At 69.4% G+C, this 11881-nt stretch carries 9 protein-coding genes and 1 tRNA gene; 1 reads left to right on the plus strand and 9 read right to left on the minus strand.

All coding sequences use genetic code 11. From position 1 onward, the window contains the following. Positions 1-337: 337 nt before the first annotated feature. Positions 338-634 carry a hypothetical protein gene (locus CCN33_RS31445; RefSeq protein WP_140394447.1) on the plus strand — a complete coding sequence of 99 codons (297 nt, stop codon included), beginning with the start codon at positions 338-340 and terminating at the stop codon, positions 632-634. Positions 635-705: 71 nt separating this feature from the next. On the opposite strand, the gene CCN33_RS01765 is transcribed toward CCN33_RS31445, so the two are convergent. The 9 genes from CCN33_RS01765 to CCN33_RS01810 form a co-directional block, all read right to left on the minus strand. Continuing rightward, a tRNA-Ile gene (locus tag CCN33_RS01765) sits at positions 706-779 on the minus strand. Between the two features lie 110 nt (positions 780-889). After that, on the minus strand, positions 890-1591 hold the full coding sequence (locus CCN33_RS01770; RefSeq protein ID WP_086690345.1) for a DUF3566 domain-containing protein: 702 nt from the start codon (positions 1589-1591) through the stop codon (positions 890-892). A 17-nt stretch (positions 1592-1608) separates the two neighbouring features. Beyond that, positions 1609-4221 carry a DNA gyrase subunit A gene (gene gyrA / locus CCN33_RS01775; RefSeq protein WP_425275819.1) on the minus strand — a complete coding sequence of 871 codons (2613 nt, stop codon included), beginning with the start codon at positions 4219-4221 and terminating at the stop codon, positions 1609-1611. A 43-nt stretch (positions 4222-4264) separates the two neighbouring features. Next, positions 4265-6307: a DNA topoisomerase (ATP-hydrolyzing) subunit B gene (gene gyrB, locus CCN33_RS01780; protein ID WP_208621632.1), complete on the minus strand. Its 2043-nt coding sequence runs from the start codon at positions 6305-6307 to the stop codon at positions 4265-4267. A gap of 406 nt (positions 6308-6713) precedes the next feature. Next, a complete protein-coding gene (locus CCN33_RS01785; protein ID WP_086690349.1) occupies positions 6714-7250 on the minus strand; it encodes a DciA family protein in 537 nt (178 codons plus the stop codon). Then, the gene (recF, locus tag CCN33_RS01790) at positions 7247-8368 is read right to left on the minus strand and encodes a DNA replication/repair protein RecF (RefSeq protein ID WP_086690351.1); all 1122 of its coding nucleotides are present in this window, start codon (positions 8366-8368) and stop codon (positions 7247-7249) included. Before recF ends, CCN33_RS01785 begins: the two co-directional genes overlap by 4 nt. Before the next feature lie 72 nt (positions 8369-8440). Beyond that, the gene (gene gnd, locus CCN33_RS01795) at positions 8441-9319 is read right to left on the minus strand and encodes a phosphogluconate dehydrogenase (NAD(+)-dependent, decarboxylating) (protein ID WP_086690353.1); all 879 of its coding nucleotides are present in this window, start codon (positions 9317-9319) and stop codon (positions 8441-8443) included. A 167-nt stretch (positions 9320-9486) separates the two neighbouring features. After that, a complete protein-coding gene (gene dnaN / locus CCN33_RS01800) occupies positions 9487-10617 on the minus strand; it encodes a DNA polymerase III subunit beta (protein ID WP_030806004.1) in 1131 nt (376 codons plus the stop codon). Positions 10618-11660: 1043 nt separating this feature from the next. After that, positions 11661-11881 (minus strand): helix-turn-helix domain-containing protein (locus tag CCN33_RS01810; RefSeq protein ID WP_279628136.1); only part of this gene is annotated, 221 nt, incomplete at its 5' end.

Consider the following 11881-nt stretch of genomic DNA (forward strand, 5'->3'; position numbering starts at 1 on the left):
GCTGGTGCATCCCCCGTCGCCAGCGATCGGGTCCTTTGCGTGCGCGGCCGCCTCACGGGGTCGGGAACGGCGCGTGCGCGGCGGGCAGAAGCTTCCGCACCCCGTGCGACGGACGCCCCGAGCCGGCACACCCCTGGCGTCCGGCTTCCCCCCAACACCCACAACATCGCGACGCACAAGTACGGTCACTTGCAGTACGGCTCGTGGGGTTACAAGATCTCCTGGAAGAAGTGGCGCCGCAGGGGCGACGGGTGCGTCCGGCCGATCCCTCGCCGCAGGCACCGCTCCAACGGTGGGCGCTCTATGGGGTGATCGACCCATGTACGGAGACCGAGAAATGTCCGCGAACGGCGCCCCCAGCAAGCACATCGGCGCCAGCCGGTCCGAGGCTCGAAGATTTTCCCGTGCCGTGTCCACGCCCTGGGGATACGAGGTGTCCGTACGACCCATGATCTCCGTCGTGGACGCGGCGAAGCTGACCGTCAAGAGCGCAGATCCGCCGGTCCTCGTCCTGGAGGACGAGCAGCTGGACGGAATGCTGTCCGGGCTGACACCGACGCTCTTGACTGATCAGTACGAGCGGGAAGCCGTCGCGCTGCTCGCGGAGCTGCCGGAAGACCCGCTGATCGACTGACCGCCCCCGTGGGCATGGACCGTGGGTGTCAAAAAACCCCCGGCCCAAGTGGACCGGGGGTCTTTCGCATGTGGGGCTAACAGGATTTGAACCTGTGGCCTCATCCTTATCAGGGATGCGCTCTAACCAACTGAGCTATAGCCCCGCCCGCTTCGCGGGGTGTGTCCCGCGCGCTGACTCCTGAAGATTAGCGCACGACCGGGGCAGTCCCAAAATCGGTTGTCGGGGGATCGTCGACCGAGGCGGGAGGCACCCTCACTCGTCCTCCGCGAGGGTCAGCTCGACGCCGCCCACGAAGCCCGCGGACAGGTTGTAGATGAAGGCACCCAGCGTCGCCAGGGCCGTGGCCAGGACGACGTCGATGACCGCGATGATCGTCGCGAACATCAGGACGTGCGGCAGCGAGAGGTAGGACTGGAGGTCGAAGCCGGTCGCCTCGGTCGCCCCGGTCGCCTCCGAGATCGTGCCGCCCACGGTGGAGAACACGCCCATCGCGTCCAGCACCATCCACAGCACCGCCGACGCCACGATCGTGCAGATGCCGAGCGCGATGGAGAGCAGGAAGCTGACCTTCATCACCGACCACGGGTCCGCCTTGGCCACCCGCAGCCGCGCCTTGCGGGTGCGCGGCGCCGTGCCGACCCCCGTACGCGGACGGCGTACCGCCCCGGCCGGCGGCTGGGCCGCGTACGCCTGCGGCGGGTGGTAGGGCCCGGCCGGCTGCTCGGGGCCGCGCTCACCGGGCAGCGGGGAGGCCGCCATGCCCTCGGTCGTACCGGTGTCGGCCCGCGCACCACGGGTGTCCGTCACGGTTCCCCCCTGGGAACTCGAAGAATCAGGAGTAGAAGCAGAAGAAGCATCGGCGGAGGCCGCCTGCGCGGCGGAGCCACGGCCGCCGCCGTCCGTTTCCGTACCCGGGGAGGTACCGGCCGATCCGGCGCCCGTGGCTCCGCTCACGTGATTCACTCCTCGTGCTACTCGGCCGAGGGCGCCTCACCCTCGTCCGTGGCGATCGTGGTGACCTCGGCGGTCTCGTCGACGACGATCTCGCCGTCGACCTCCTCCGCCTCACGCCCCGCTTCGGCGTTGCGAGCGATGCCGACCACGGCATCGCGCTTGCCCAGGTTGATCAGTTGGACGCCCATGGTGTCACGGCCCGTCTCCCTGACTCCGCTGACGCGCGTACGGATCACACCGCCGCCGAGGGTGATGGCGAGGATCTCGTCACTCTCCTCGACGATCAGCGCGCCGACGAGCGAACCCCGGTCCTCCACGATCTTGGCAGCCTTGATGCCCAGACCGCCACGTCCCTGGACGCGGTACTCGTCGACGGCTGTCCGCTTGGCGTAACCGCCGTCCGTCGCGGTGAACACGAACGTACCCGGCCGCACCACGTTCATCGACAGCAGCTCGTCGCCCTCGCGGAAGCTCATGCCCTTCACACCGGAGGTGGCACGGCCCATCGGGCGCAGCGTGTCGTCCGACGCGGTGAACCTGATGGACTGCGCCTTCCGGCTGACGAGGAGCAGGTCGTCGTCGGCGGAGACCAGCTCCGCGCCGATCAGCTCGTCGTCCGTGCCGTCCTCGCCCGCCCGCAGGTTGATGGCGATGACACCGCCGGAGCGCGGCGAGTCGTAGTCCTTCAGCGGGGTCTTCTTGACCAGGCCGGCCTTCGTCGCCAGCACCAGGTACGGCGCCGCCTCGTAGTCGCGGATCGCCAGGATCTCCGCGATCGCCTCGTCCGGCTGGAAGGCGAGCAGGTTGGCCACGTGCTGGCCGCGCGCGTCCCGGCCGGCGTCGGGCAGCTCGTACGCCTTGGCCCGGTAGACCCGGCCCTTGTTGGTGAAGAACAGCAGCCAGTGGTGCGTGGTGGAGACGAAGAAGTGGTCGACGATGTCGTCCTCCTTCAGCTTCGCGCCCCGCACCCCCTTCCCGCCGCGCTTCTGCGCCCGGTAGTCGTCCGTCTTGGTGCGCTTGATGTAACCGCCGCGCGTGACGGTGACGACGATGTCCTCCTCGGCGATCAGATCCTCGATGGACATGTCGCCGTCGTAGGGCACCAGCGTGCTGCGCCGGTCGTCGCCGAACCGCTCGACGATGGTGGCCAGCTCGTCGTGGACGATCTGCCGCTGCAGGTCCTCGGAGGCGAGGATGCGGTTGTACTCGTTGATCTTCGCCTGGAGCTCGTCGTGCTCCTGGACGATCTTCTGGCGCTCCAGGGCGGCCAGTCGGCGCAGCTGCATCTCGAGGATGGCGTTGGCCTGGATCTCGTCGATCGCGAGGAGGTCCATCAGGCCGCCGCGGGCGATCTCGACGGTCTCACTGCGCCGGATCAGCGCGATGACCTCGTCGATGGCGTCCAGGGCCTTCAGCAGACCGCGCAGGATGTGGGCGCGCTCCTCGGCCTTGCGCAGCCGGAACCGGGTCCGGCGGACGATGACCTCGATCTGGTGCGTCACCCAGTGCCGGATGAACGCGTCCAGCGACAGCGTGCGCGGCACCCCGTCGACCAGGGCCAGCATGTTGGCGCCGAAGTTCGTCTGCAGCTCGGTGTGCTTGTACAGGTTGTTCAGCACGACCTTGGCGACCGCGTCCCGCTTGAGGACGATCACCAGGCGCTGACCGGTGCGGGACGACGTCTCGTCGCGGACGTCGGCGATGCCGCCGATCTTGCCGTCCTTCACCAGGTCGGCGATCTTCTGCGCCAGGTTGTCGGGGTTCACCTGGTACGGCAGCTCGGTGACGACCAGGCACTGCCGGTTCTGGATCTCCTCGACCTCGACCACCGCGCGCATCGTGATGGAGCCGCGCCCGGTGCGGTACGCCTCCTCGATGCCCTTGCGGCCCACGACCAGCGCGCCGGTCGGGAAGTCCGGGCCCTTGATGCGCTCGATGAGGGCGTCCAGCAGCTCCTCCTGCGACGCCTCCGGGTGCTCCAGGTGCCACTGGGCGCCGGCCGCGACCTCGCGGAGGTTGTGCGGCGGGATGTTGGTCGCCATGCCGACCGCGATACCGGCGGAGCCGTTGATCAGCAGGTTGGGGAAGCGGGCGGGCAGGACGGTCGGCTCCTGGGAGCGGCCGTCGTAGTTGTCCTTGAAATCGACGGTGTCCTCGTCGATGTCGCGGACCATCTCCATCGACAGCGGTGCCAGCTTGCACTCGGTGTACCGCATGGCGGCCGCGGGGTCGTTGCCCGGGGAGCCGAAGTTGCCGTTGGAGTCGACGAGCGGCATGCGCATCGACCACGGCTGGGCGAGGCGGACCAGGGCGTCGTAGATCGAGCTGTCGCCGTGGGGGTGGTAGTTACCCATGACGTCACCGACGACGCGCGCGCACTTGTAGAAGCCGCGGTCGGGGCGGTAGCCGCCGTCGTACATCGCGTACAGCACACGGCGGTGGACGGGCTTGAGGCCGTCCCGGACGTCGGGCAGCGCGCGCGACACGATGACGGACATCGCGTAGTCGAGGTACGAGCGCTGCATCTCGGCGTCGAGGCCCACCGGCTCGATCCGGAGGGTGACGGTCTCGCCCGTCTCCTCCTCCGGGGTCACCGGTTCGGGCATGAACTCGGGGGTTTCGTCGGTCATTGCTGGTGAAGATCCTTCCCTGGTGCGGTCAGCCGGGACCGACTCAGATGTCGAGGAAGCGGACGTCCTTGGCGTTGCGCTGGATGAAGAGGCGGCGGGCCTCGACGTCCTCGCCCATCAGGACCGAGAACAGGTCGTCGGCCTGGGCGGCGTCGTCGAGGGTGACCTGGCCGAGGACGCGGTGCTCCGGGTCCATCGTGGTCACGCGCAGCTCCTCCGCGTTCATCTCACCCAGACCCTTGAAGCGCTGGATGGAGTCCTCGCGGATACGCTTGCCGCGCTGGCGGCCCATCTCGATCAGCGCGTCGCGCTCGCGGTCGGAGTACGCGTACTCCACGTCGTCCCGGCCCCACTTGATCTTGTACAGCGGGGGACGCGAGAGGTACACGAACCCGGACTCGACCAGCGGCCGCATGAAGCGGAACAGGAAGGTCAGCAGCAGGGTGTTGATGTGCTGGCCGTCGACGTCGGCGTCCGCCATCAGGATGATCTTGTGATAGCGGAGCTTCGAGATGTCGAAGTCCTCGTGCACACCCGTGCCGAAGGCCGAGATCAGCGCCTGGATCTCCTGGTTCTGCAGGATCTTGTCGATCCGCGCCTTCTCGACGTTGAGGATCTTGCCCCGGATCGGGAGGATCGCCTGGTACTGCGGGTTGCGGCCGGACTTGGCCGAACCGCCGGCGGAGTCGCCCTCGACGATGAAGATCTCGCACCTGGACGGGTCGTTCGACTGGCAGTCGGACAGCTTGCCCGGCAGCGCGCCGGACTCCAGCAGACCCTTGCGCCGGGTGAGGTCACGGGCCTTGCGGGCCGCCACACGCGCGGTGGCCGCCTGGATGCCCTTGCGGATGATGTCCGCCGCCTCGACCGGGTTGCGGTCCAGCCAGTCGTTGAGGTGCTCGTAGACCGCGCGCTGGACGAAGGTCTTGGCCTCGGTGTTGCCCAGCTTGGTCTTGGTCTGGCCCTCGAACTGCGGCTCGCTCAGCTTGACCGAGATGATCGCGGTCAGGCCCTCGCGGATGTCGTCACCGGTGAGGTTGTCGTCCCGCTCGCGCAGCAGCTTCTTGTCGCGCGCGTACTTGTTGATCAGGGAGGTCAGCGCGGCCCGGAAGCCTTCCTCGTGGGTGCCGCCCTCGTGGGTGTGGATGATGTTGGCGAAGGAGTAGACACCCTCGCTGTATCCGCCGTTCCACTGCATGGCGACCTCGAGGGACAGGCTCTTGTCCTTGTCCTCCGCCTCCAGCGAGACGACCGTGGGGTGCACGACGTCGCCCTTGCGGGAGTTCAGGTACGTCACGAAGTCGACGATGCCGCCGTCGTAGCGGTACGTGACCGACTTGACCTCGGCCTTCTCGTCCGCGCCCGCCTCGTCCGCGCCGCTCGTGGCCTTCGCCGACTCGCGCTCGTCGGTGAGCCTGATCGTCAGGCCCTTGTTGAGGAACGCCATCTCCTGGAAACGCCGGGACAGCGTCTCGAAGGAGTACTCCGTGGTCTCGAAGATCTCCGGGTCGGCCCAGAAGGTGACCGACGTGCCGGTCTCCTCGGTCGCCTCGTTCTTCACCAGCGGCGCCGTGGGGACGCCCATCTTGTAGTCCTGCGTCCAGCGGTAGCCGTCCGTCTTCACCTCGACGGCGACCTTCATGGACAGCGCGTTCACCACGGACACGCCCACACCGTGCAGACCGCCGGAGACGGCGTAACCGCCGCCGCCGAACTTGCCGCCCGCGTGCAGCACGGTCAGCACGACCTCGAGGGCCGGCTTGCCCTCGGAGGCCACGATGCCGACCGGGATGCCTCGGCCGTTGTCCACCACGCGCACCCCGCCGTCGGGCAGGATCGTCACGTCGATGGTGTCCGCGTGACCGGCCAGCGCCTCGTCGACGGAGTTGTCGACGACCTCGTACACCAGGTGGTGCAGACCGCGCTCACCGGTGGAACCGATGTACATGCCGGGGCGCTTGCGGACCGCGTCCAGCCCTTCGAGCACGGTGATGGCGCTGGCGTCGTACGAGGCGGCGACTGCCTCGCCCGTGACGCCGGCGTCGGTGGAAGGAATGTTCTCGTTGGGGTTGCCGGAATCGGCCACGAAGCGCCCTTTCTGGCACAGCACGAGCGCTCCTTGGGGGTGCGCGCCCTCCGGAAGGAGGGTTGCCGGAGCGGCTGCGGCATGTTGCGTTGGTAAGCCCTGAATCAGCGTTGCTCAGCTTTTCCCGGACGGTCCCCACGAATGGGGCGGGATCGCCTTCCAGTCTACCGGTAGCACTGACAATGATGGGGGCTTGCGGGCACCTGAGTACGCATGTGCCGCCCTGAACCGGCCCCGACCGGGTCCCGATATGGGGAAGGGGGCTGCGAGGGGCTCACAGCGGCGCTCAGGGCTTCGGGCCGTCAGCCCTTGTCCATCGGGGGGTCCGCCCATGATCGGCCGCCGGTCCGTACACCCGTACGGCTGCGGAGTGCCCTTGCGCCGCACTGGTCAGACGTGAGGTACGTCACCCGTAGGTGTCGCCCGGACCGGCGCTTCCGGGGGCCCGGAGGGGCCCATAACGGCGCACCGGGGCGCCCGGACCGTTCACCTTGATCATCCGGACCGTGCCGTGACCGAGGTCCTCGTTCAGCCGGGCCACGAGCGTCGGCGCCAGCAGGCGGAGCTGCGTCGCCCACGCCGTCGAGTCACAGGAGACCGACAGCACCCGCTCGTCCTCGTCGTACCGCTGCGGCACGCAGTGCTTCGCCAAGTCCTCGCCGACGATCTGCGGCCAGCGGCCCATGACGCCGCCGACCGCCGCCGGGGCCTCCCAGCCGCGCTCGTTCAGCAGCCGGTTGATCGCCGCGCCCAGCGCCATCGGGTCCCGGCCGTCCGCCCGCGCGCCGGAGCGCAGGCCACCGCCGCGCCGCGCCTGCTTCTTCTGCCGCGCCGCGTCCCCACGCGCGCGTGCCTGCTCCTTGGCCGCCCGCAGCGCCACGCGCGCGAGGTCGACACCGGACGGCTCCGGCGCCTTGCGCTCCTGCCCGTCCCCGTCGCTCATACCGGCTCCACCGTGCCGTCGGACACCGCGTACCGGGCGCCCGCCAGGACGTGCGGAACGTCGTCGTCGACCGCGGCCGTCACCAGCACCTGCTCGCCGGGCGCCACCAGCTCGGCCAGCCGCTCCCGGCGCCGGGCGTCCAGCTCGGCGAAGACGTCGTCCAGGATCAGCACCGGCTCATTGCCCTCGGCGCGCAGCAGGTCGTACGAGGCCAGGCGCAGCGCGAGCGCGTAGGACCAGGACTCGCCGTGCGAGGCGTACCCCTTGGCGGGGAGACGGCCCAGGCGCAGCACCAGGTCGTCGCGGTGCGGGCCGACCAGGGTCACGCCCCGCTCGATCTCCTGCTTGCGTGCCTCGGCGAGCGCGCCCAGCAGCTGTTCGGCCAGCTCCTCGCGGGTGTGCGCGGTGCCCGGGGCGGAGGACTTGTACTCCAGCGCGACGGGACCGCCGCCGGGGGCGAGCTGCTCGTACGCCTTGTCGGCGAGCGGCTGGAGCACCCCGATGAGGTCCAGGCGCTGGGCCAGCAGCTCGGCGCCCGCGCGCGCGAGGTGCTGGTCCCACACGTCGAGCGTGGAGAGGTCCATGGAGCGGCCGCCGTGCCGGCGCGCCAGGGCGGCCGACTTCAGCAGGGTGTTGCGCTGCTTGAGCACCCGGTCGTAGTCGGAGCGGACGCCCGCCATGCGCGGGGCGCGCGCGGTGATCAGCTCGTCCAGGAAGCGACGGCGCTCACCGGGGTCGCCCTTGATCAGCGCGAGGTCCTCGGGCGCGAACAGCACGGTCCGCACGATGCCGAGTACGTCACGCGGCCTGACCTGCGAGGACCGGTTGATCCGGGCCCGGTTGGCGCGGCCGGGGTTCAGCTCCAGCTCGACCAGCTGCTGCCGCTCGCCCTGGCGGACCTGCGCCCGGACGACGGCACGCTCGGCGCCCATGCGGACCAGGGGGGCGTCGGCGGAGACCCGGTGGCTGCCGAGGGTGGCCAGATAGCCGACGGCCTCGACGAGGTTGGTCTTGCCCTGCCCGTTGGGGCCCACGAAGGCGGTGACACCCGAGCCGAGCGGAACCTCGGCCCGGGCGTACGAGCGGAAGTCGGCCAGCGAAAGATGCGTGACGTGCATGGTCGTTCGCCGACCTCCCTCAACAGCCTGTGGATCGCCGGAACGACCCTGTGGACTACTTCTTCTGCCTGGTTACGGCTTCTTCTCGACGGCGTGGCCGCCGAACTGGTTGCGCAGCGCGGCGATCATCTTCATCTGCGGCGAGTCGTCCTGCCGCGAGGCGAACCGCGCGAACAGCGACGCGGTGATCGCGGGCAGCGGCACCGCGTTGTCGATCGCGGCCTCCACCGTCCAGCGTCCCTCACCGGAGTCCTGCGCGTAGCCGCGCAGGCCGTCCAGGTGCTCGTCGTCGTCCAGGGCGTTGACCGCGAGGTCGAGCAGCCAGGACCGGATGACCGTGCCCTCCTGCCAGGAGCGGAAGATCTCGCGGACGTTCTCCACGGAGTCGACCTTCTCCAGCAGCTCCCAGCCCTCGGCGTACGCCTGCATCATGGCGTACTCGATGCCGTTGTGGACCATCTTCGAGAAGTGGCCCGCGCCGACCTTGCCGGCGTGTACGGAGCCGAAGTCGCCCTCGGGCTTCAGCGCGTCGAGGACGGGCCGCACCTTGGCGACGTTCTCCTCGTCACCGCCGTACATCAGCGCGTAGCCGTTCGCCAGGCCGTGGACGCCGCCGGAGACGCCGCAGTCGACGAAGCCTATGCCCTTGGCCGCCAGCTCCTCGGCGTGCTTCTCGTCGTCCGTCCAGCGGGAGTTGCCGCCGTCCACGACCACGTCGCCGGGCTCCAGCAGCTCGCCGAGCCGGTCGACGGTCGCCTGCGTCGCCTCGCCCGCCGGAACCATCACCCAGACCACGCGCGGGGCGCTGAGCTTGCCCACAAGCTCTTCGAGGCTGTGGACGTCCGCGAGGTCCGCGTTGCGGTCGTATCCGATGACGGTGTGGCCTGCGCGGCGGATGCGCTCACGCATGTTGCCGCCCATCTTGCCGAGGCCGACGAGACCGAGCTCCATCAGTTGATCCTTAGGTCGCTGTGTGGCGTGCCGGGCACGTGGGTGCCCGGCACCGAGCCTAACGGCGACCCGTCCTGCACAACTGTGGGTATACGCGCTCATACGTACGCCCCCACCTGGGCTTTTGCCACCGGTCCCGCACTCGGTCCGGTGCCGGGGAGCCCGGCTCAGCCGCTCAGGCGCACCGGCATGATCAGGTACTTGTAGGCGTCGTCCGCCTCCGCGTCCAGCGCGGGCTTGCCGCTGAGCAGCGCCGGCTTGGTCGAGGTGGTGAACGAGAGCTGGGCCACGGGGGAGTCGATCGCGCTCAGACCGTCCAGCAGGAAGGTCGGGTTGAAGGCGATCGAGATGTCGTCGCCGTCGAGCTGGGCGTCGACCCTTTCCACAGCCTGTGCGTCGTCGCTGGAGCCGGCCTCCAGGATCAGCACGCCCTGCTCGAAGCTCAGCCGCACCGGGGTGTTCCGCTCGGCGACCAGGGCGACGCGCTTGACGGCCTCCACGAAGGGGGCGGTCTCGATCACGGCGACCGAGTTGAACTCCGTCGGGAACAGCGTGCGGTACTTCGGCAGGTCGCCCTCGAGCAGCCGCGTGGTGGTGCGGCGGCCGGCGCCCTCGAAGCCGATGAGGCCCTCGCCCGAGCCGGAGCCGGAGAGCGCCAGGGTGACGCTGTCACCGGCGCCGAGCGACTTGGCGGTGTCCAGCAGCGTCTTGGCCGGGACCAGGGCGACCGCGGAGGCGTCGGGGTTCTCCGGCTTCCACAGGAACTCGCGGACCGCGAAGCGGTAGCGGTCGGTGGAGGCCAGGGTGACGGTGTCGCCCTCGATCTCGATGCGCACACCGGTGAGGACGGGCAGCGTGTCGTCGCGCCCGGCGGCGATGGCCACCTGGGACGCGGCGGCCGCGAAGACCTCGCCGGGGACGGTGCCCGTGGCGGTCGGCATCTGCGGCAGCGCCGGGTACTCCTCCACCGGCAGGGTGTGGAGGGTGAACCGCGAGGAGCCGCAGACCACGGTGGCCCGCACACCGTCGGTGGAGATCTCCACCGGGCGGTTGGGCAGCGCGCGGCAGATGTCGGCGAGCAGCCGGCCGGAGACCAGGACGGTGCCCTCCTCCTCGACCTCGGCCTCGACGCCTACCCGGGCGGAGACCTCGTAGTCGAAGCCCGACAGGCTGAGCTGGCCCTCCTCGGCCTTCAGCAGCAGGCCGGCGAGGACAGGCGCCGGCGGACGGGCCGGGAGGCTGCGTGCCGCCCACGCCACTGCCTCCGCGAGTACGTCGCGTTCCACCCGGATCTTCACCGTAAGCCGCCTCCTGCTGTTGCCTTCTGAGTCCTCCGACTCGGTGTCGCCTCCCGTTGCGAGGGGAAGGACACCGGTGACCAGTCTGACGCACCGCGCTGACAGCAGGTGCCGGTCGGGGTCAAGTCGGTCCGGGCGGCAGCCGAGGGCGAAACAGCGAGTTGTGCACAGGCCCCGCTTCGAAACGGATTCCTAGCTCTCTCTAGTCGGGAGTAGTAGTAGGGCCTGTGGATACCGTGGATAACCCCGTTTTCGCAGGTCAGGCCCCAAATTTTATCCACTGCCCCTGTGGGCGGAGCCCGTGGACAACTTGGCCCATCTGTGGAGAACAGAAAGTTCTGCACACACCGTCCCCAGGACAGGGCGAGTTCTCCCCAGCTGCGTCCCCAGGTTTGGCGCCGTTTCCCACAGGGGCTGTTGGCAGTTTCGTGTGACGGCTTTCACTCGACGCAGTGACCGGCCCCGTGATGTTGCCGAACAGTGGACAGTGATGTGGAGAAGCTGGCTTCTGCTGGGGACAACCGCCCCCAGCCTGTGGGGCCAGCCGTGGACAACGTTACGCACAGGGTGTGGACGGAGTCTCTGTCCACACCCTGTGGAGATCGCTCGTCCACGAATCCACAGCCCTCTGAGCTGGGCAGATGTCCAACCCCCAGCCTCCCTGTGGACGCAGCTTGGGACAACTTCGCAGTCCCCACCCTGTGGGCGAAAGAAAGTCGGGAAATCTGTGGAGAGAGGCCGTAACTCGCCGGGGAATCGAACACAAGGTTGCTGGTGGGACACGGGGGTCAGAGGGTGGGGACGGGTTTAGAGGCTCGGATCGCGGGCTCGGCGGCCCTCCCGATGCCCGTACAAGGGCTTCCACGTGCGTCGGCCGACGTGCTGTTCACCTCCGGCTCCTCTTCCGCAGCCCCCGGCGGCTGCCGCCTCCCCGCGTCCCCCACCGCAGCAACCGTCTCTCCCGTGGACGTTTCCCGCCGGAACGCCGAAGGGCGCCCCGGAGAACTCCCGGGGCGCCCTCATGGGCCTGCACGCGGCCGGCGTCAGCCGTTCTTGATGCGGTTCGTCAGCTCGGTGACCTGGTTGTAGATCGAGCGCCGCTCGGCCATCAGCGCCCGGATCTTGCGGTCCGCGTGCATGACGGTGGTGTGGTCGCGGCCGCCGAACTGAGCGCCGATCTTCGGCAGCGACAGGTCCGTCAGCTCCCGGCACAGGTACATGGCGATCTGCCGGGCGGTGACCAGCGCGCGGCCGCGCGAGGTGC

Source organism: Streptomyces recifensis (assembly GCF_002154615.1).
In the GTDB taxonomy this organism is placed as follows: domain Bacteria; phylum Actinomycetota; class Actinomycetes; order Streptomycetales; family Streptomycetaceae; genus Streptomyces; species Streptomyces griseoluteus.

Excerpts from the sequence above, each read along its gene's own strand:
- CCN33_RS31445 (WP_140394447.1), top strand. The coding sequence starts at position 338 with ATGTCCGCGAACGGCGCCCCCAGCAAGCACATCGGCGCCAGCCGGTCC.
- gyrA (WP_425275819.1), bottom strand. The coding sequence starts at position 4,221 with ATGACCGACGAAACCCCCGAGTTCATGCCCGAACCGGTGACCCCGGAG.
- CCN33_RS01785 (WP_086690349.1), bottom strand. The coding sequence starts at position 7,250 with ATGAGCGACGGGGACGGGCAGGAGCGCAAGGCGCCGGAGCCGTCCGGT.
- recF (WP_086690351.1), bottom strand. The coding sequence starts at position 8,368 with ATGCACGTCACGCATCTTTCGCTGGCCGACTTCCGCTCGTACGCCCGG.
- gnd (WP_086690353.1), bottom strand. The coding sequence starts at position 9,319 with ATGGAGCTCGGTCTCGTCGGCCTCGGCAAGATGGGCGGCAACATGCGT.